Annotated in this window: 20 protein-coding genes; 12 read left to right on the forward strand and 8 right to left on the reverse strand. The window is 62.1% G+C overall.

The genetic code is table 11. The features are described 5' to 3' along the window. The first annotated feature begins 54 nt into the window (after positions 1–54). Positions 55–402 carry a DUF8846 family protein gene (locus AC2FM5_RS01930; RefSeq protein WP_496733600.1) on the forward strand — a complete coding sequence of 116 codons (348 nt, stop codon included), beginning with the start codon at positions 55–57 and terminating at the stop codon, positions 400–402. Here AC2FM5_RS01930 and AC2FM5_RS01935 read toward each other — a convergent pair. Further along, entirely contained in the window at positions 399–1457 is a 1059-nt protein-coding gene (locus tag AC2FM5_RS01935; RefSeq protein ID WP_170439245.1) for a transporter substrate-binding domain-containing protein, read from the reverse strand. The two genes, AC2FM5_RS01930 and AC2FM5_RS01935, sit on opposite strands and share 4 nt — an antisense overlap. A 200-nt stretch (positions 1458–1657) precedes the next feature. On the opposite strand from AC2FM5_RS01935, the gene dapE reads away from it, so the two are divergent. Both dapE and rnr read left to right on the forward strand, forming a co-directional pair. Next, entirely contained in the window at positions 1658–2797 is a 1140-nt protein-coding gene (dapE, locus tag AC2FM5_RS01940; protein ID WP_496733601.1) for a succinyl-diaminopimelate desuccinylase, read from the forward strand. A gap of 65 nt (positions 2798–2862) precedes the next feature. Further along, a complete protein-coding gene (rnr, locus tag AC2FM5_RS01945) occupies positions 2863–5130 on the forward strand; it encodes a ribonuclease R (RefSeq protein ID WP_496733602.1) in 2268 nt (755 codons plus the stop codon). On the opposite strand, the gene AC2FM5_RS01950 is transcribed toward rnr, so the two are convergent. Next, the gene (locus AC2FM5_RS01950) at positions 5121–5507 is read right to left on the reverse strand and encodes a DUF1801 domain-containing protein (RefSeq protein ID WP_496733603.1); all 387 of its coding nucleotides are present in this window, start codon (positions 5505–5507) and stop codon (positions 5121–5123) included. The genes rnr and AC2FM5_RS01950 overlap by 10 nt on opposite strands. Next, positions 5504–6202, reverse strand: coding sequence for a glutathione S-transferase family protein (locus AC2FM5_RS01955; RefSeq protein ID WP_170364851.1), 699 nt, complete (start codon positions 6200–6202; stop codon positions 5504–5506). Before AC2FM5_RS01955 ends, AC2FM5_RS01950 begins: the two co-directional genes overlap by 4 nt. 82 nt (positions 6203–6284) lie before the next feature. Between AC2FM5_RS01955 and AC2FM5_RS01960 the strand changes: the two genes are divergently transcribed. Next, entirely contained in the window at positions 6285–6998 is a 714-nt protein-coding gene (locus AC2FM5_RS01960) for a helix-turn-helix transcriptional regulator (RefSeq protein ID WP_170360739.1), read from the forward strand. A 65-nt stretch (positions 6999–7063) separates the two neighbouring features. Continuing rightward, complete coding sequence (locus AC2FM5_RS01965; RefSeq protein ID WP_496733604.1) at positions 7064–8377, forward strand: lytic murein transglycosylase; 1314 nt, start codon at positions 7064–7066, stop codon at positions 8375–8377. A 51-nt stretch (positions 8378–8428) separates the two neighbouring features. On the opposite strand, the gene AC2FM5_RS01970 is transcribed toward AC2FM5_RS01965, so the two are convergent. Further along, complete coding sequence (locus AC2FM5_RS01970; RefSeq protein WP_170439808.1) at positions 8429–9826, reverse strand: aspartate aminotransferase family protein; 1398 nt, start codon at positions 9824–9826, stop codon at positions 8429–8431. A gap of 75 nt (positions 9827–9901) precedes the next feature. Further along, on the reverse strand, positions 9902–10585 hold the full coding sequence (locus AC2FM5_RS01975) for a GntR family transcriptional regulator (protein ID WP_093964408.1): 684 nt from the start codon (positions 10583–10585) through the stop codon (positions 9902–9904). 140 nt (positions 10586–10725) lie between these two features. Between AC2FM5_RS01975 and AC2FM5_RS01980 the strand changes: the two genes are divergently transcribed. The 5 genes from AC2FM5_RS01980 to AC2FM5_RS02000 all read left to right on the forward strand — a co-directional run bounded on the left by AC2FM5_RS01980 (position 10726) and on the right by AC2FM5_RS02000 (position 16016). Next, positions 10726–11811 (forward strand): polyamine ABC transporter substrate-binding protein, encoded by a 1086-nt coding sequence (locus AC2FM5_RS01980; protein WP_496733607.1) that lies wholly within the window; start codon positions 10726–10728, stop codon positions 11809–11811. Positions 11812–11885: 74 nt separating this feature from the next. Then, complete coding sequence (locus AC2FM5_RS01985; protein WP_170360745.1) at positions 11886–13013, forward strand: ABC transporter ATP-binding protein; 1128 nt, start codon at positions 11886–11888, stop codon at positions 13011–13013. Further along, on the forward strand, positions 13013–13903 hold the full coding sequence (locus tag AC2FM5_RS01990; protein ID WP_496733609.1) for an ABC transporter permease subunit: 891 nt from the start codon (positions 13013–13015) through the stop codon (positions 13901–13903). Before AC2FM5_RS01985 ends, AC2FM5_RS01990 begins: the two co-directional genes overlap by 1 nt. After that, on the forward strand, positions 13900–14718 hold the full coding sequence (locus AC2FM5_RS01995) for an ABC transporter permease (RefSeq protein ID WP_170360749.1): 819 nt from the start codon (positions 13900–13902) through the stop codon (positions 14716–14718). The genes AC2FM5_RS01990 and AC2FM5_RS01995 overlap by 4 nt, the downstream gene beginning before the upstream one ends. Continuing rightward, entirely contained in the window at positions 14715–16016 is a 1302-nt protein-coding gene (locus AC2FM5_RS02000; RefSeq protein ID WP_496733611.1) for an NAD(P)/FAD-dependent oxidoreductase, read from the forward strand. The genes AC2FM5_RS01995 and AC2FM5_RS02000 overlap by 4 nt, the downstream gene beginning before the upstream one ends. Before the next feature lie 12 nt (positions 16017–16028). Here the strand turns inward: AC2FM5_RS02000 and AC2FM5_RS02005 are convergent, their stop codons facing one another. From AC2FM5_RS02005 to AC2FM5_RS02015, 3 genes are read right to left on the reverse strand one after another with little or no spacing between them, the layout of a single operon-like run. Then, a complete protein-coding gene (locus AC2FM5_RS02005) occupies positions 16029–16895 on the reverse strand; it encodes a phosphotransferase (protein WP_496733613.1) in 867 nt (288 codons plus the stop codon). A gap of 52 nt (positions 16896–16947) precedes the next feature. Next, entirely contained in the window at positions 16948–17613 is a 666-nt protein-coding gene (locus tag AC2FM5_RS02010) for a flagellar hook capping FlgD N-terminal domain-containing protein (protein ID WP_496733615.1), read from the reverse strand. 3 nt (positions 17614–17616) lie between these two features. Further along, entirely contained in the window at positions 17617–18858 is a 1242-nt protein-coding gene (locus AC2FM5_RS02015; protein ID WP_496733617.1) for a flagellar hook-length control protein FliK, read from the reverse strand. 111 nt (positions 18859–18969) lie between these two features. Here AC2FM5_RS02015 and AC2FM5_RS02020 point away from each other — a divergent pair, with 111 nt between their 5' ends. Beyond that, positions 18970–19245 carry a rod-binding protein gene (locus AC2FM5_RS02020; protein ID WP_496733619.1) on the forward strand — a complete coding sequence of 92 codons (276 nt, stop codon included), beginning with the start codon at positions 18970–18972 and terminating at the stop codon, positions 19243–19245. Next, complete coding sequence (locus AC2FM5_RS02025) at positions 19235–19594, forward strand: flagellar biosynthesis protein FlgN (RefSeq protein ID WP_496733621.1); 360 nt, start codon at positions 19235–19237, stop codon at positions 19592–19594. The genes AC2FM5_RS02020 and AC2FM5_RS02025 overlap by 11 nt, the downstream gene beginning before the upstream one ends. The last annotated feature ends 88 nt before the right edge of the window (positions 19595–19682 follow it).

Below are 19682 nucleotides of genomic sequence, written 5' to 3' on the forward strand. Positions count from 1 at the left end.
CGCGTCCAGCTGCCATGCTTGACCATCGACCGGCCCCCGGCTAAGGCCCACGGCATGGAAAAGCAAAAGAAACCCTCGCGCCAGCAGGTCTATACTCTGTTGGTCCAGATTGGCCGCAAGGATGGCGACGGCCTGCCCGAAGGCGCCACCGGCGCGGCGCTCATGTGCTATGCCAGCGGCGTGGACGAGGCCGAGGCCGTGCGCGAAACCGTCGCCATTCTCAAGCAGGCCAACACGGCTCCGCTGGACGTAACCGGCTATGGCACCCTGGCCGAGCGCGAGGCGCAGGGGCACGAGATCGACCCCGACGAACGCGCTCTGATGCAGAGGGCGCTTGAGGAAAACGCGGTTATTGTTGCGCAGATGACGCCCTTCTTCGGCGAAAAGCCCGAAGGCGCCTAGCGGCGCGTGCCGAACCACTTGCGATAGATCTGGTCATAGGTGCCATCTTCGCGGAGGCCCAGAAGCGCCTGGTTCACATCCTCGACCAGAGGTGACCCGGTCGGGAAGACGATACCGTAGTTTTCGCGCAGGAAGACGCCGCCGGTCATTGCCGCAATCTTGCGGCCTTCATGTGCGGCGAAATACGACAGGATCGGTGCGTCGAACACGACGGCATCTAGGTCCCCATCCTTGAACGCGGTCAACATGCTGTCCAGGTCTTCGTACCCGTTGAATTCGACCTCGCGCCGGTTCAGGAAACTGGCGGCGGTCGAACCCGAGATTGTCCCGACCTGTTTGCCGTACAGATCATTGACCGAGTTGATGTTGCTGGTGATCGCATCCACCGTCATGACCGAGGTGATCCGCGCGGTGAAAACCGACACGATGAACAGCGAGGATACGACCAGGATCACACCCAGAACTCTCCCGAACGGGGTCCGGGGCATCCGCTCTTCAAATCCGCCATTGACCACCAGGTTCAACGCCCACCAGAAGGACGGGAACCAGGCCTCGTTCAGGTCGCGGTCGAAATAGGGTTGGGATCGGCGTTCGAACCCCCACATCAGCATGCCGCCACCCAGCAGGATGGCAAAGGCCAGCCCGATGGCGATGAACAGCTCGCGTGACAGAAGCGCCTGCATCAAGGACGGGCTGCGCGCCGCGTCTGATGGTACCATGATCTGAAGGCCGGCTTCGAAAATCGGCTGGCTGAAATCCATTCGGGCTTCACGGCCTGCGGTGATCGAAATATTCGCGATCGCCATGTCGGCTTCGCGGTTTTCGACCGCCGACAGCATGTCCCCGAACGCATCGACACGAACGACCGTGTATTCCCAATCCAGTTCTTCAGCCAGCGCGGCCAGCAGGTCCATTGAGAAGCCGGTGTCCTCGCCCTCATCCACATACGAGAACGGAGGACGCTCCACCGTCGTGACCGTCAGAGTTTCGGCTTGGCTGTGTTGTGCAAAGACCGCGAAGGTCAGGCAGATCAATGCGAAAAGGGCGCGCGTCATAGCTGGTTCACCTGTTTCGCGGCGCTCTAGCGCAATTTGCCATGGCGCGGCAAGGTCGTCGCGAGGTCATCGACCGGGATTTCTTTTTGCCGTTTTTTCGGGCTGGGCGACCGGAAAACCGCCGATCGGGGTTGGCATTGCGGCCAATTCGTTGAATCTGTGCGTGAACCCACATCCTGCCGACCCTGCGAGGCCCCTGAATGTCCGACCCTGTCCAGTTGACCGCAGACCTGATCCGTTGCCCCTCGGTCACACCCGAGGAGGGCGGGGCGCTGATTCTGCTGGAAGATATCCTGGCGCGGGCCGGTTTCACCTGCACGCGGGTGGATCGCGGCGGCGTCTGCAACCTGTTCGCCCGGTGGGGCGACAAGGGGCATGCGCGCAGTTTCGGGTTCAACGGCCATACCGACGTGGTGCCGGTGGGCGATGAGGCCGCGTGGACCCGCCCGCCGTTCGGCGCGGAAATCCATGATGGCATTCTGTACGGTCGGGGCGCGACCGACATGAAATCGGGGGTGGCGGCCTTTGTCGCGGCGGCGGTGGATTTCGTGCGCGACACCCCGCCAGACGGGGCGATCATCCTGACCATCACGGGGGACGAGGAAGGCGACGCGGTTGACGGCACCACCGCGCTGCTGGACTACATGCAGGCGCAAGACGAGCGGATGTCGGTCTGTCTGGTGGGCGAGCCGACCTGCCCCAACGAGATGGGCGAGATGATGAAGATCGGCCGCCGCGGGTCGATGACCGCGTGGTTCGAGGTGACGGGCGTGCAGGGTCATTCGGCCTATCCGCATCGCGCCAGGAACCCGCTGCCCGCGCTGGCGCGGCTGATGGATCGGCTGGCCAGTCACGAGCTGGATCGGGGGACGGACCATTTCGACGCTTCGACCCTGGCGGTGGTCACGATGGACACCGGCAACGCGGCCACCAACGTCATTCCCGCCCAGTGCCGTGGCGCGGTGAACATCCGGTTCAACGACCTGCATACAGGCGCCAGCCTCAGTGACTGGCTGAAGGCGCAGGCAGCCGACGTGGCGGCCGAGTTCGGCGTGCAGATCGACACGCGGATCAAGGTCTCGGGCGAAAGCTTTCTGACCCCTCCGGGGCCGCTGTCGGAACTGGTGGCCCGCGCGGTCGAGGCCGAGACCGGCCGCCGGCCCGAGCTGTCCACCACCGGGGGCACCTCGGACGCGCGGTTCATCAAGGATCATTGCCCCGTGGTCGAGTTCGGCCTGGTCGGACGCACCATGCACCAGGTGGACGAATCCGTCCCGGTCGAGCAGATCCGCCAGCTCAAGGCGATCTATGCCCGGATCCTGGCCGATTATTTCGCCTGAGCGATTGATGCGTCCGGCCACTTTTTGGTCATGACGCGGTCGTATCGGCGTGCTAGGCGGAAATCATGAAACGCATACCGACCAAGCAGGAGATCCTCGACTGGATCTCGGCGAACCCCACGCTCACCTCGAAACGCGACATTGCCAAGGCCTTTGGCATCAAGGGCGCGGACCGGATCGACCTGAAACGGATCCTCAAAGAGCTTGAGGCCGAGGGCCATCTGGAAAAGCGCAAGCGCAGCTATCGCGACCCGGACCGCCTGCCGCCGGTCAGCGTGCTGCAGGTCAAGGCGCCGAACGCCGACGGCGACCTGTTCGCGCGGCCGCTGGAATGGCATGGCGAAGGGGTCGAGCCGATCGTGCTGATCATTTCCCGCGCCAGCGACCCGGCGCTGGGCGAGGGTGACCGGATCTTGGCCCGGCTGACCCAGGTGCATGAAGAAGACCACAATTACGAGGCCCGCCTGATCCGCCGCATCGGCGCCAATCCGCGCCGGGTCGTGGGCATTTTCCGCAAGGGCGCCGAGGGCGGTCGAATCGTGCCCATCGACAAGGCCGGATCGACCGAATGGCTGGTTGCCGAAGGCGCGGCGCTGGGCGCCAAGGATGGCGAATTGGTCGAGGCCGAGCAGGCGGGGCCGAAAAACCGCATGGGGCAGCCGCGCGCGCGCATTGTGGAACGGCTGGGCGATCCGTCCGCGCCCAAGGCGGTGTCGCTGATCGCGATTCACCAGCACGGCATCCCGGATGATTTTCCCGATGACGTGATCGCCGAGGCCGACCGGGCCAAGCCCGTCGGGCTGAAAGGGCGCGAGGATCTGCGGGACATCCCTCTGCTGACGATCGACCCTTCGGACGCGCGCGACCATGACGACGCTTGCTATGCCCATGCCGATGATGATCCGAAAAACCCGGGCGGTCACGTGATTTGGGTCGCCATTGCCGATGTGGCGGCCTATGTGCGCCCCGGCAGTGCGCTGGACCGCGAGGCGCGCAGAAGGGGCAACTCGACCTATTTCCCCGACCGCGTCGTGCCGATGCTGCCCGACCGTCTGTCGGGCGATCTGTGTTCGCTGCACGAAGGCGTGCCGCGCGCCTGTATCGCGGTGCGGATGCGGATCGATGCAAACGGCAACAAGATCGACCACCGCTTTGTGCGCGGGCTGATGCGCTCGGCCGCGTCTCTGCATTATGCCGAGGTGCAGGCGGCCATCGACGGCACCCCCAATGACGACCGGACCGGCCCGCTGCTGGAGAGCGTTCTGAAGCCGCTCTATGCCGCCTATGGCGCGCTGAAGACGGCGCGCAACGAACGCCAGCCGCTGGACCTGGACCTGCCGGAACGCAAGATCGTGCTGAACGACAAGGGCGAGGTCGAAAGCGTGGCCTTCCGCGAGCGGCTGGACGCGCACCGGCTGATCGAGGAATTCATGATCCTGGCCAATGTGGCCGCGGCCGAGACGCTGATCGCCAAGCGCAGCCCTCTGTTGTTCCGGGTGCACGAGGAACCCGCGCCCGAAAAGCTGGAAAGCCTGCGTGAGACGGCACAGGCCGCCGGGCTGAATCTGGCCAAAGGGCAGGTGCTGCAGACCCGTCACCTGAACGCGCTGTTGAATGCCGCCGCCGGCACCGAGGATGCTGAGCTGATCAATCTCAGCACCTTGCGGTCGATGGCGCAGGCCTATTACAGCCCCGAGAACTTTGGCCATTTCGGGCTGGCGCTGCGCAACTATGCGCATTTCACCTCGCCCATCCGCCGCTACGCCGACCTGATCGTGCACCGGGCGCTGATCTCGGCCCATGGCTGGGGCAAGGACGGTCTGACCGCCGACGAGATCGAGCGGCTGGAGGAGATCGCCACCCACATCTCGGACACCGAGCGCCGCTCGATGATGGCCGAGCGCGACACGACCGACCGCTATCTGGCGGCCTATCTGAGCGAGCGCGTCGGCAACGAGTTCACCGGCCGCATCAGCGGCATCGCCCGGTTCGGGGCCTTCGTCAAACTGGACGAAACCGGGGCCGACGGGCTGGTGCCGGTGCGGTCGCTGGGGCGCGAGTTCTTCCACTTCGACGCCGAGGCCGGCACCCTGATGGGGGCCGATACCGGCCTGACCATCGCCATTGGCCAGCGTGTCACAGTGCGCCTGACCGAGGCCACACCGGTGACCGGCGGGCTGGAGTTGGAGCTGCTGTCGATCGAAGATCAGGCCATGCCGCGCGGCGGCGGACGTGGGCGGCCCGGCCGTCCGACACGGCGCAAGGCGGTCAGCACCAAGCGCAAGAAGGACAAGATCAAACGCAAGGTCGAGCGCAAACGCCGTCAGCGGTGATAGGTCAACGCCCGGGCGATCAGCCATCCATGCCGGATGGGGTCGATCTGTTCGATCCCGTCGAACAGGATGGCGCGATTGCCGTCAATCCTGTCAGCGTCGGGAAAGGCCGAGGTAAACTCACCGATAAGCCGGGTCTGGCAGTGGACAAACAGGGCAAACCGGGCGGAGGTGTGTCCACCCAGCCTGATGGTTGTCCCCTTGGGACTCAGATAGGCCGGTTGACCCCATCGCAGAGCCTCGGTCACCGAAACCGCCGGCTGAAGTTCCTGCGCAGTGGCGAAGACCAGATCGCGCAGAGCCAGAGCGCCGCTTCTGGTGTCCGCGGCGAATGCCTCGTAAGCAGACGCCACGTTGGGGTCATCGAAAAGCCTCATGGCAGGGGGATAGCCTGTTCCATCCGGTCAACATAACTGTTCAGCAGCGTATCCTGTTTGATGCGCCGGGTCAGCCGGGTATCGGCCGGAGTGGCCCGCATCGCAGCCAGCATCGGGCCGACGCTGAGGTCGGCCGAAGTGGGGTGATCCCCCAAAAGATACGGGGCCTGCCACAGATAGGCTGAGATCGCCTCGAGGTCGCGTTCGACCCGCGCCATCCGTTCAGCCTCGGAGAAGCGCCCGATCCCTTGGGACCGAAGGCCTTTCAAGACCGATTTCCGGACCGAGTTCGAGATCGGGCGTCGGACGATTCGGGGAATCTCATAGAAGAAGGTGTCGCGCAGAACTGGCCAAACCTCGTCGTTGGCCCAGCGGTCAATGACGATCTGGAAGTACAGATGTTCCTCGGCCATGCGGATCAACGCGCGGGACTGGCCCTTTTGCACATCGCTCAGGCCACGGTCGAATTCGGCGCCCTGCGCTTCCAACCAGTCGCGAATCTGGTCGCTGTCCGGCACGAGACGTTCGGGTGTGCGCAAAACCGGCAACTTGCTGTGCGGCATCTGTCGCGGATCGACCATGTCCGAACGGCGCCAGTGCAGCCCGGCCAGCTGCAGCATATAGGCGGTTTTGACGCAAAAGGGGCTGGCGCTGAAAAGTCCGAAAGCGGAAGGGTAGGTAAGAAGGGTCAACATAATAGGCTCCGAAATTGGGGTGCCGCCGGTCTATCGCGGGCTAATGACAGTTTCTGTCATTAGGTTTAGATTGAATGACATCATGTCCCGCACCGCCCGACTGTTCCAATTGATGCAGGCCTTGCGGTCTGGCCCGTCGCCCAAGACCTCGGCGCAGTTGGCGCAGGATCTGGGGGTTTCGGCACGCACCGTGCATCGCGACATCGACGCTCTGCGTGGTCTCGGTGCAGTCATTGATGGCGAGGCCGGGTTCGGGTTCACCCTGATCGAAGACGCGACACTGCCGCCGCTGGGATTCACCGATGACGAGTTGGAGGCGCTGGTTCTTGGCCTACGCGAGGTGCAACTGATCGGAGACCCGGCTCTGTCGGACGCCGCCGGTGCGGCGCTGCGCAAACTGCAGGGCCGGCTGCCACACCGCCAATCCCACCGCCTGAGCCACGCAGTGCTGACCGCCACCCGGTTCGACCGTCCTGCCGCACCCAGCATCGAAGTTGCCGACCTGCGGCAGGCGACGTGGGACGAGCGTGTGGTCGAGTTCGACTATACCGATGCGAAAGGTGACGACACCCAGCGCCGCGTGAGCCCACTGAGCATCGTGTACATGGATCATGCCAGCGTACTGCTCAGCTGGTGCCATCTGAGGCGGGATTTTCGCGTGTTTCGGTTGGACCGGATGCGCGCGATGTCCGTCACCCAGGACAGTTTCCGCCCCAACCGCGTGCCTTTGCTGCGAGAGGCGCTGGCCAAGATCCGGGCCGAGCGCGAAGCAAAAGATCAAGAGAGCCAGTCCTGAGCGCTTTGTGATTTGCGCAATCTGGGGTACCCTGTCTGCGAGCAGTAATCAGGAAAACCTGAATCATGAAATATGTGTGTGGCTTTGTGGCCGCCGCATTTTGGGCATCCATCTTGCAGGCGGAGACTTCGAATACAACCAAACGACCACAGATCAGACCGGCGCTGGATTCGATCCAGTTGGCGTCGGCCGATCTGACGGTTTCGATCCGGCCGGTGCCAAGGCCGACCACCGGCATGCACCGGGTGGTCGTCGAAGGCAACACCAGCTTCGAGACTTGGTTGAACGCCTTCCGGCACCGGGCAGTTGCGGCAGGTATCCGGCCGCAGGTCCTGGACCGGTCATTGTCAGGCCTGACCTACGACAACGACGCCATCAAGCGCGATCGCAGTCAGGCCGAGTTCTCGAAACCGATCTGGGAGTATCTGGATTCGGCCGTGTCAGACCTGCGCATCGCGAATGGGCGCAAGGCGCTGGTGCGGTACAAGGATACGCTGGACCGGATCGAAGCCCGGTACGGGGTCGAAAAAGAGGTGGTGGTCGCGGTCTGGGGGCTGGAAACATCCTACGGCACGTATCGGGGCAGCAGCCAGACAATCCGGTCGCTTGCAACGCTTGCCCATGACGGGCGGCGCGCGCAGTTTTTTGAAACACAGTTGCTCGCGGCATTGCAAATCGTGCAGGCCGGCGACATCACCTCGGACCGAATGACGGGCAGTTGGGCGGGTGCCATGGGGCACACGCAATTCATGCCGACCTCATACCTCGAGCACGCGGTTGACTTCGACGGCGACGGACGCCGCGACATCTGGTCGGACGATCCTACGGATGCGCTTGCGTCTGCTGCCGCCTACCTTGCCAAGTTCGGGTGGACCAAAGGTCAGCCATGGGCGGTCGAGGTGCGTTTGCCCAAAGGGTTCGACTATGCCAGCGCCAGTCGGGACGTTAGTTTGCTGCCTTCGGAATGGGCCGCACGCGGCGTCCGCGCCGCGAACGGCGGTGGCATCGCAGATTTCGGGCCCGCCTCGATCCTGCTGCCGGCCGGCAGCGGTGGCGTGGCCCTGATGATCTTTGACAATTTCAGCGTGATCGAGCGTTACAACGGCGCCGATGCCTATGTGATCGGCATCGGCCACCTGTCAGACCGGCTGGCCGGGCAGGGTCCGTTCCGCGCAAGCTGGCCGCGCGGCGACCGGGTGCTGAGTTTTACCGAACGCAAGGAGTTGCAGCTGCGCCTGACCCTGGCCGGGTTCGACACGCAGGCCATCGACGGGCGGATCGGGCCGAACACCATCAATGCGTTGCGGGCCTATCAGATGGCGCGTGGTCTTTTGCCGGATGGGTACGCAACCGTGCACTTGCTGGAACGGATGCGGTGAACGAAATAGGGCGGCCCTACCGGACCGCCCTTTTTTGATATTTCCCTGAACTCACGAGGCCGCTTTCATCAAGCCCTGGGCGATGATCTCGGCCTGCGCCTCGTCCAGCGACTTGTAAATGCGCACGAACATCTCGTCGATATCGGCCGGGGTCAGAACCAGTGGCGGCGAGATGATCATCCGGTCGCCCACATGGCGCATGATCAGGTTGTTGGCAAAGCAGCGATCGCGGCAGATGTACCCGACAGTACCCGGATCGGAGGCGAACTTGGCCCGGCTGGCCTTGTCCGGCGTCAGCGCGATCGAGGCCATCATGCCCACAATCTTGGCTTCGCCCACCAGCGGGTGCTCGACCAGCGCCTCCCATTTCTGTTTCAGATAGGGGGCCGCGACATCGCGCACATGCTCGACGATCTTTTCTTCTTCCAGAATGCGCAGGTTTTCCAGCGCGACGGCCGCCGCGACGGGGTGGCCCGAATAGGTATAGCCGTGGTTGAACTCGGTCCCGCCGATCACCTCGGCAATCTCGTCATTGACGATCGAGCCGCCGATGGGCGCATAGCCCGAGCTGAGCCCTTTGGCGATGGTCATGATATGCGGGCGGATGTTCATGGTCTGCGAGCCGAACCAGTTGCCGGTTCGACCAAAGCCGCAGATCACCTCGTCGGCGATCAGCAGGATGTCGTACTTGTCGCAGATGCGCTGGATTTCCGGCCAGTAGGTGTCGGGCGCGACGATCACGCCGCCCGCACCCTGGACCGGCTCGGCGATGAAGGCGGCAACGCGGTCTTCGCCCAGTTCCAAGATCGCCTCTTCCAGCTCGCGTGCGCGGGCCAGACCGAACTCTTCGGGCGTCATGTCGCCGCCCTCGGCCCACCAGTTGGGCTGGTTGATGTGGTGGATGTTCGGGATCGGGATGCCGCCCTGCGCGTGCATGCCGGCCATGCCGCCCAGCGAAGCCGACCCGACGGTCGACCCGTGATAGGCGTTGTGGCGGCTGATGATGATGTTCTTGTTGGGGTGACCCTTTTCCGCCCAATAAGTACGGACCAGACGGATGTTGGTGTCATTGGCCTCGGACCCGCCGGCGGCGAAGAAGACATGATTCAGGTCACCCGGTGCCAGTTCGGCCAGCTTGGCCGCCAGCGCGATCGCTGGGACATGGGTCGTTTTGAAGAAGGTGTTGTAGTAGGGCAGTTCGCGCATCTGGCGCGCCGCCACTTCGGCCAGTTCGTCGCGGCCATAGCCGACGTTCACGCACCACAGGCCGGCCATGGCATCCAGGATCTCTTCGCCCTCGCTGTCGGTCAGATAGACGCCCTTGGCTCGGGTGATGACGCGCGCGCCTTCCTTGCCCAGTGCGCCGTTGGCCGAAAACGGGTGAAGGTGATGCGCCGCATCCAGGGCCTGCAATTCGGCGGTCGGCATGTGGTTGGTGATGGTCGACATCGGTCTCTACTCCTGCAACAGCGGTTGCCGTCACAATATGATCAAATTTTTTTCTGTCAATCGAATCGCGCTGACCTATTCGGTCGCCAGCGCCTCGGCCATCAGTTCCATGCCCTGTTCGATATCCTGGGTCGTTGCTTTTGCGACTTTTTCAGCGTCGCTGGCGCGCAAGGCATCGATGATGTCCTTGTGCCGGTCTGGAAGGCTCTGGGTGCCGAAGCGCCCGCAGACGACGCGCAAGGACGGCCCGAATCGCAGCCACAGGCGCTCGGCCAAATCCTTTAGAATCGGCGCGCCGGCATGGTCATAGAGTTTTTCGTGGAATGCATGGTTCAGGCGAAGATAGCCGCCAACGTCCCCGTCGGCGATCGTGCGATCCAGCTGTTCGTCGATCTTTTCAAGCTGGTCGATATCCGCCGTGGTCATGTTGACTGCTGCGCGCCGGGAAAGCTCTGATTCTACGGCATTTCTGGCGAAAATCATCTGTTCGACATCTGTTGCGGTCAGAAGGGGAACGCTGACCCGCCGGTTGCCCTGAAAGATCAGCGCACCGTCCGAGATCAGGCGCCGGATAGCCTCGCGCACCGGGGTCATGCCCACGCCCAGCGAATCGGTCAAGCCTTGGATCGTGACCGGTTGCCCCGGCACCAGATCGCCGAACATGATCTGCGACTTCAGTGTCTGGTACACCTGTTCATGTGCTGGTCGTTTTTCGGTCTGGGTCACTGCAGCAGATGCCTTATTTTTGATCAAATCCAATTGGTTCACCCCGATCCCAATGCTCCCGGCTTGTCAGGTTTCTTGCCCCGTGAAACCATACGACGTATCGAGGGAAAACGCAAAACTTGATCAAATCCAAAAAAACGGGAAAATGCCCGTACACTTGCAGGGAGAAGAAAATGAAAATCAAAACGCTGACGATGACGGCAATTGTCGCATTGGGGACGTCGGCCGCTGTTGCGGAAGAGGTGCGCGTATACAACTGGTCGGACTACATCGACGAGGAGTTGCTGAGCAAATTCCAGGAAGAGACGGGTCTGACCCTGATCTACGACGTGTTCGACAGCAACGAGGTTCTGGAAACCAAGATGCTGGCCGGAGGATCCGGTTACGATGTGGTGGTGCCGTCGGGCACCTTCCTTCAGCGCCAGATCCAGGCTGGAGCCTTCCAGAAACTGGACATGTCCAAGCTGCCCAATGTAGTTAACCTCTGGGATGTGATCCAGGAACGTACGGCCGGATATGACCCGGACAACGCCTATTCGATCAACTACATGTGGGGCACCACGGGGCTGGGCGTGAATGTCGACAAGGTCAAGGAAGTGCTGGGCGACGATGCGCCCTTGAACAGCATGGACCTGGTGCTGAAGCCCGAGAACATGGAAAAGCTGGCCTCATGCGGCGTCCATTTCCTGGACGCGCCGTCCGAGATCATTCCCATGGTACTCCAGTACATTGGCGAAGATCCGGACAGCCATGACACCGACGTGATCGCCAAGACCGAAGAGGTGCTGACGGGCGTGCGTCCCTACATTCAGAAGTTCCACAGCTCGGAATACATCAATGCACTGGCCAATGGGGACATCTGCGTGGCCGTGGGCTGGTCGGGCGACATTCTGCAGGCCCGCGATCGGGCGGATGAGGCCGACAACGGTGTGACCATCGAATACCATCCGTTTGCCGAAGGCTCGCTGATGTGGTTCGACCAGATGGCCATTCCGGTGGATGCACCCAACCCGGACGGCGCGCATAAATTCCTGAACTTCATCCTGGATGCCAACAACATGGCGGCGGCGTCGAACTACGTCTACTACGCCAACGGCAACAAGGCGTCGCAGGAGTTTCTGGAAGAAGACGTGATCGGCGATCCGGCGATCTACCCGGATGATGCCACGATGCAGAACCTCTACATCACCACGCCTTACCCGGCCAAAACGCAGCGGGTCGTGACCCGCCTGTGGACCAAGATCAAATCGGGCACCTGATCCGAAATGATTGCGCAAGGCAGAATGGTTCTGCCTTGCACACAACCTGTACAGGCTGACTTACGGGGGCCGATTTGAACTCTACCGTCTTTGCGCCGTGGGAAGATCCGCAGGCGAAACCCTTGATCCAGTTCAAAAATGTGACCAAGCGATTCGGGGACTTTACTGCCATCGACAATCTGTCGCTGGACATCTTCGAGCGGGAATTCTTTGCTTTGCTGGGGCCGTCGGGTTGCGGCAAGACGACGATGATGCGGATGCTGGCGGGGTTCGAGAAACCCACCGAAGGCCACATCATGCTGAGTGGTCAGGACATCGACCCGGTGCCGCCGAACAAGCGGGCGGTCAACATGATGTTCCAGTCCTATGCGCTGTTTCCCCATCTGAACGTCTGGGACAACATCGCCTTTGGCCTGCGCCGGGACAACATGCCCAAGCATGATTTGGAAGACCGGGTCGAGGAGATGCTGCGCCTGACCCGTCTTGAAAAATTCGCCCGCCGCAAGCCGCATCAGATCTCGGGCGGGCAGCGGCAGCGCGTGGCTCTGGCCCGGTCGCTGGCCAAGGCGCCGAAACTGCTGCTGCTGGACGAACCTCTTGGTGCACTGGATAAAAAGTTGCGCCAGGACACCCAGTTCGAACTGATGGACATTCAGGAAAAGACCGGCACCACCTTCGTGATCGTGACCCACGACCAGGAAGAGGCAATGACGGTGGCCAGTCGCGTTGCGGTGATGGATCAGGGTCAGTTGATGCAGGTCGCCACGCCGGACCGGATCTACGAAAACCCGAACTCGGTCTATGTCGCCGATTTCATTGGGGACGTGAACATCATCGAAGGTCGTGCAACCGCCGCCGGTGAGGGCTCGTACAGTATCGAATGGGCCGAGGGCCAGCCGCCACTGACGGCGACATCGGCGGCAAGCTTTGGAAACGGGCAGGCCTGTCACCTGGCCATCCGGCCGGAAAAGGTAACGATCTCGGCCGAGCGTCCTGCCGATGCCGTCAACGCAGTGCAGGGCAAGGTGCATGACATTGCCTATTTGGGCAACCTGTCGACCTACCATGTCGAATTGCCAAACGGGACGATCATCAAGGCGCAAACGGCCAACACACGGCGGATTTCCCGCCGGTCCTTTACTTGGGAAGACCCTGTCTGGCTGTCCTGGACAGCCACGGCGGCGGTTCTGCTGGCAGACTGATGCGCCGCGCAGTCCTGATCGCCATTCCCTATGTCTGGCTGCTGGCCCTGTTCCTGGTGCCGTTCTTCATCGTGTTGAAGATCTCGCTGTCGGACATCGCGCTTGCGATCCCGCCCTACACCCCGACTCTTGATCTGTCGCAGGGCTGGGCCGGGATCAAGGAATTCTTCAGCCAGCTGGATTTCGAGAATTTCGTCTGGCTGACCGAGGACGACCTGTACTGGAAAGCCTACTTGTCCAGCGTCAAGATCGCGCTGATCGCGACCGCGCTGACCCTGCTGGTGGGCTATCCCATCGCCTATGGCATGGCCCGCGCGCCCGAGGAATGGCGCCCGACGCTGATGATGCTGGTGATCCTGCCGTTCTGGACCTCGTTCCTGATCCGCGTCTATGCGTGGATGGGGATCCTGTCGAATGAAGGCTACCTGAACCAGTTCCTGCTGTGGACGGGCATCATCTCGACCCCGCTGACCATTCTGAATACGCAGACGGCCGTCTATATCGGTATCGTCTACACCTATCTGCCCTTCATGATCCTGCCGATCTATGCCGCGCTCGATCGGCTGGACGGCTCGCTGATTGAGGCGGCCGAGGATCTGGGCTGTTCGCGCACACAGGCCTTCTGGCTGGTGACCATCCCGCTGTCGCGCCCGGGCATCATTGCGGGATGCTTCCTAGTGATGATTCCGGTGATCGGTGAATTCGTGATCCCCTCGCTGCTGGGCGGGTCGGGCACACTGATGATCGGCAAGGTCTTGTGGGAGGAGTTCTTCTCGAACCGCGACTGGCCGGTGGCCAGCGCCGTGGCGGTGATCCTGCTGCTGATCCTGGTAGTTCCGATCGTGCTGTTCCAGCGCAACCAGCAGAAACAGGCGGAGGCAGAGCAATGAACAGGCTGAGCTGGTTCAATACGGTCTCGCTGACGCTGGGCTTTGCGTTTCTGTACATCCCGATGGTGATCCTGATCATCTTCAGCTTCAATGAAAGCAAGCTGGTTACGGTCTGGGCCGGGTTCTCGACCAAATGGTATGGCGAGCTGATGCAGAACCAGGCGTTTCTGGATGCGGCTTGGGTCACCGTTCGCGTCGCCGTGTTCTCGTCGACGCTGGCGACCATTCTGGGCACCATGGCCGCCTATGTCATGGTGCGGGGCGGGCGGTTCTTTGGCCGCACGCTGTTCTCCGGCATGATCTACGCGCCGCTGGTGATGCCCGAAGTGATCACCGGCCTGTCGCTGCTGCTGCTGTTTATCGGGATCGGGCTGGACCGAGGCATCCTGACCATCGTGCTGGCGCATACGACCTTTTCGATGTGCTACGTGTCGGTCGTGGTGTCCTCGCGGCTGGTGACGTTCGATCAGTCGCTGGAAGAGGCGGCGCTGGATCTGGGCTGCTCGCCGGCGCAGGCCTTCAGGTTGGTGACGCTGCCGATCATCGCGCCGGCGGTGATCTCGGGGTGGCTGCTGGCCTTCACCCTGTCGCTGGATGATCTGGTGATCGCGTCCTTCACGTCCGGCCCCTCGGCCACGACCCTGCCGATCAAGATCTTCTCGGCGGTGCGTCTGGGGGTCAGCCCGGAAATCAACGCGCTGTCGACCATCATGATCGCCGTGGTCACTGTCGGTGTGATCACCGCGTCGCTGGTGTCGAAACGTGCGATGGTCCGGCAGCGGCAAGAGGAACAAGCCGCCGCGCGCACCGAATGAGGCGGATCTTTCCGGCTTATACCTATGGCCCCGGCCCCCGTGAGGGGTGTTGGTGGGATGAAACCACTACGGCGCCTGACTGGCCCGTTCATTCGGGTGATTTGTCGACCGACGTTGCGATTGTCGGCGGCGGGTTCACCGGATTGTCTGCGGCCCTGCACCTCGCCGAACGCGGTGTTTCTGTCGCCGTGTTCGAAGCCGAAACTCCGGGCTGGGGTGCTTCTGGGCGCAATGGTGGGTTTTGCTGCCAAGGAGGGTCCAAGCTTGGTTCGGCGACACTTGCGCGGCGCTATGGGATTTCGGCGGCACAGGATTACGCGCAGGCCGAAACCGACGCGGTCGCCTTGGTTGCGGATCTTTTGCAGCGGTTTCGGATCGACGCAGACGTTCACTCCGAAGGGGAGACGCAGCTGGCGCACAGCCCGCGCGCGATGGAGCGGCTGCGGCGTCGCGCGGAAAGCGGTGGGGTTCTGCATGAACCGTCGGATTTGGAACGCCTCGGTATGGGGGGCCGTTTCTTTGGTGGATATACCGACCCGGTCGGCTTTGGGCTGAACCCGCAGAAATACCTGTTCGGGTTGGCCCGGGCCGCGCAGGCGCAAGGTGCCGCAGTATTCTCGAAAAGCCCGGTTCAGGACATCGGAAAAGCCGGGTCCGGGTACGGGATGACCACCCCCACGGGCCGTGTTCAGGCCAAGACGGTGTTGATCTGCACCAACGGTTATTCCAGCGACGATCTGCCCGACTGGTTGGCCGCCCGTTACATGCCTGCACAGTCTACGGTCATGGTGACACGTCCGCTGACCGAAGCTGAATTGCAGGCACAGGGGTGGACATCGCGCCAGATGGCGTACGACACGCGCAACCTTCTGCACTATTTCCGCCTGATGCCGGACAACCGGTTCCTGTTCGGAATGCGCGGAGGCCTCATGTCCTCGCCGCGCGCTGAGGCTGCGATCCGTCGCAAAGTACGCCGTGACTTTGATCGCATGTTCCCGGGTTGGGCCGAGGTTGAGGCAACTCATATGTGGTCAGGTATGGTTTGCCTGACCCGTGACCTGCTGCCCTTTGTCGGGGAGGTTCCGGGCCACCCGGGCTTGTTTGCCGGTCTGGCCTATCACGGGAACGGCGTGGCGATGGGCAGCTATTGCGGGCGGGCATTGGCCCGCTTGGTTTTGGGTGAGCCCGCGAATATTCCGGACGTCATCGCCAAACCGCCGTCAAAGTTCCCATTCGGGCGCTGGCGGCGACTGCTGATGCCACCGGCTTATGCGGCCATGGCTCTTGCCGATTTGTGATACGGCCCACGGTCAGAGGGCCGCAACCTCAAGGTCAAACCCGGCCCTATAGGCTGGCGCACCATTCTCGGCCCGCCACAGGCAGTAGGCAGCCATACGCCAATTGTACCAAGGCTTTAGCTCGAGGTATCGGCGCACCGTCGGCGGGCTGTCATAGGCCGACAGAAACGTAGCCTCTTCCTCGGGGGTCAGCGCCTTGCCGCGATAGAGATGCTGCATGGCGGGTGACAGGAACAGGGCAAGATCCTCGCATGGGTCACCCATCGCCGGGCATTGCCAGTCGATCAGTGTCAGCCCCGCAGAGGAGACGAGGATGTTGCCGGCCACCGGGTCGCCATGGATCAGGCATACTCGGGGGGTCGGCGGCACCCGGACCCTGGGTTTGCGTTCGGCCAGAACGGCGCTGAGTTCCGAGCGGCAACCGTTCAAAATACGGGTGCCGTGATGATCGAGATCAACGCTTCCATTGCATCCCTTAGGGACCTCTAGCACGATTTCTCGGGCGTGCAGATCATGCAGCAGTTTCGCCACCTGCGCGGTCCCTTCTCGCCACGGAGTGCCAGCCGCATGGTCATAGAAAACCCAGCGATCCGGGCCAAAGCTGCCCGAGGCGCGAAGCCGCGGAACAAACCCCGTCGCAGCAAGTGCGTGCAGACAGGCTGCTTCGAGTTGGGCGTCGTTGCGAAACAGCGGGTTTTGAAGGGAAGACCGATAGAACTTCAAAACCCGGTCCGGCTCGGCGTCCAATACCTTCCACACCTGGTTCGTGCGTCCGCCATACAGCGTTTCGAACTGGGCGTCTTTTGCGATCAACCCGCTTTCGACAAGTTGGTCTGCAAGGCCGGGTGGAGGAGCGGTTGGAACGGACAGTTGAGACACCGGAGCGTTGCGAATCTGGACGGCCAATCCTTGGCCCGCAGCGCCCCCGAGTTCAAGCGCCGGTACGAACGGCAACGACGTCGGTTGCCGGAATCACGACGCCGCTGTCCAAGGTCAACATGACGACACCGGCCCCGACTTGGGCTTCGACGACGCGGCTGTAGGTGGCCGCAGGCCGCGCCGAGAGCAGTTCATCCCCCAAATAGCTTTCCAGCGTTGCGGAATAGGTGCCGTTGGGCAGCGGATTGCCCGATGCATCCACTCCAGCCCAAAGAAACTCGGTCTCGGACACCGGAACAGAGATTCGGTCGATTTCGGTTCCGTCAGAATCCTTGATGACCAGCACAGACGCATCCGCGCCCAGGTCAGGCTGAGTGAATATGGTCTGTGGCTGGCCATCAAACCGGAAGGAGGCTGCCCCCTGAACATCGACCCCAATCCAGTTGGACAGCTCATCCAGATTGACGCTGCTCAGGGCGGCGGTGAGGGTTGCCAGAAGGTCGTTGGTCTGCACCTGCTGCTCGACCATCGAAAACTGGGCGAGTTGCGACGCATATTCCGACGAATCCAGGGGCTCCAGAGGATCCTGGTTGCGCGCCTGCGCCGTCAACATCATGAGAAACGTCTCGAAGTCCGAGGTCAGCCCTGTCGCTGCCGAGGTTCCCGTTGGCTGTGCTGTTGAAGGTGTTTGTGTCGCGGATGCCGCTGTGGTGATCATGGGTCAAAGCCTCAGGTCCAACGCCCGGTCCACCTGAGTTGGGCGGGCCAGAGCGGGTGTTTCGGTTGCAGGGTCAAGCTCCCCTGTGGTGATGAATGTGCTTCGTTCAGTTGGCTCAGCGTCCTGTTCTGGGTTCGCCGAGGTGCCCAGATCAAAGGAAAGATCGCCCAGCCCCATCTCTTTGAATTCGGCTGACAGGATCGAGATATGCCGGCGCATGAGGTCCATGGTTTCAGGCCGGTCGGCGACGATCATCATGTGCAACCCGTCTTCGCGCCCGGTCACCTTGATCGAAACTTTGCCCAGCTCTTCCGGAGTCAGTGCGATTTCCACGCTTCCGCTTCCCGGCTTTGCGACGATGCTGGCCGCCATTTGCCCGGCGACCGCCCGAGCAATTTCCGCCCGGCCCGAGAGCGGGACGCCGTTGGTCGGGCCTGCATCCCTTTGCGCTGGGGTCGTACCCAAGTCCTGCGTTGGCATCCGGTCGTGCAGACTGTCCTCTGGCATCGGGTCCTTCAGTGCTGCGCGTTCCGATGTACCGACGATCTGTGCCCGGATGATGGATTCCGTTCCCTGGCCAGCAGGTTTGGCCGGCCGTTGATCCACCCCCCACGATCCGGTGGCCTGCTCGTCGCGCCTGGCTTCTTTACCGGTTGCAGTGCGCAATTCGTCCTTTCGGTTCTGCAGCCCTCCACTCACTCCAGGTTCGGTGGCGTTCAACTGCTCTTTTGCCGCTGACGCTGGTTGGGGCGCTGTGCTCGCGGCACGCTCGGGCGCATCGGTTCCCCTGCCCGTGTCGCCCGCGAGCGATCGGCGATCGGGATCAGAGGTTACTGCGCGCATGGCCGCGGCGGCAGTTGACTGGCGTCCCTCCGCCGGAGGGCTGGCCTCGAGAGTGGCGTGCGCCGTCGCCTCGCGCTTTGGAAGTTCACCGGGCGTTGCCATGGGCAGAGGCGTGTCTTTCTGTCGAGCGTCCTGTTGTGATCCCTGCAATTCCAGCGGTTCAGCCAAATCGGGTTCGACCTGCGGGACGTCAGGGTCGGTGTTTTCATCGCCATCCACGATTTTCGGACCCGCGCGGCTGTCCGGATGAGGTTTCGCCTCGGCCTCTAGGTTCAGCATCTCATCTTCGGCCATGAGCTCCGCGAAATCAGAGTCGCCTTTTGTTGGGGGCTCGGACTTTGCGGCCCAATCCGGCTTTCCGCCGGAAATCACATTGGTCATCATGGTCAGGGCGTTGGGCATTTTGCTCCGGCTCCGGTTGTTTGGCCCAAACCTGCCCTCAAGGTAGTTACGTATATTTTAACCGCTCTTCGCTTTGATCGACAAAGATCGAAACAATTTTCGGAGAGGGCGATGGAAATCCCAAACTTCGCGCCGGTACCGCGCAGCAATATGACCGAACAAAGACTCAAGGCCGCAGCGGTCGAGCTTGAGGCAACTTTTCTAGCCGAAATGCTGAAGGCCGCAGGCTTGGGCAACGCGCGGCAAGCTTTCGGAGGTAGCGCGGGCGAAGACCAGTTCGCGTCTTTCCTGTTGCAGGAGCAGGCCAGGCAATTGGCCCGATCCGGCGGGATCGGACTGTCGGAAACCCTTTTCAATGCAATGATGGAGAAGACCCATGCCGACTGAGCACAAGCAGGGACTGATTAAGGCTCTCGAGGAGGTTCTCGATCTCGAGCGCAGGGCTTTGGTCGAAGGGGACCTGGATCGGCTGGGCCAGATGATGCCGCAGAAGGAAAAACTGATCGGCGCACTCAACGAGATGCAGGTGCACGACAGTGACGACTTGATTCGACTGCACAAGAAGGTCGAGCGCAATCAGGGCCTGCTGACCGGCGCGGCCGAAGGGATTCGGGCGGTTATGAACCGGATGGCTGAACTCAGAAAAATCCGGCAGGAATTCACGACCTATGACGCGGCCGGGCAACGCAATGGCTTCGCCGTCCGTCAGGATCCCAAGCTGGAAAAACGTGCCTAGCGGCGGGTTTGATTCAAATCCGTCTTTTTCCGTCGGACCGCCTTAGCACTCCGTTAGGAGATCAGGCCCAAAAGTGGTCCCGCACCTC

The organism is Ruegeria sp. BHSA162 (genome assembly GCF_059613385.1).